Origin of the sequence: Clostridium polyendosporum (assembly GCF_018332455.1) — a bacterium.
GTDB classification, from domain to species: domain Bacteria; phylum Bacillota; class Clostridia; order Clostridiales; family Clostridiaceae; genus Clostridium_AY; species Clostridium_AY polyendosporum.
In genome coordinates, this window is record NZ_BOPZ01000120.1 from 1 (window position 1) to 227 (window position 227).

The 227-nt window shown below is 51.5% G+C and carries 1 rRNA gene; it reads left to right on the forward strand.

From position 1 onward, the window contains the following. Window positions 1-227 (forward strand): 23S ribosomal RNA (locus CPJCM30710_RS17665); the annotation flags it as partial.

Below are 227 nucleotides of genomic sequence, written 5' to 3' on the forward strand. Positions count from 1 at the left end.
GCAAGTGAAGATGCTTGCTACCCGCGATTGGACGGAAAGACCCCGTAGAGCTTTACTGTAGCTTAGCATTGAGTCTCGGTATTGTCTGTACAGGATAGGTGGGAGACTAGGAAGCATTCTCGTTAGGGGATGTGGAGTCGACCTTGGGATACCACCCTGACAGTACTGGGATTCTAACCGGACACCATGAAGCTGGTGACGGGACATTGTTAGGTGGGCAGTTTGAC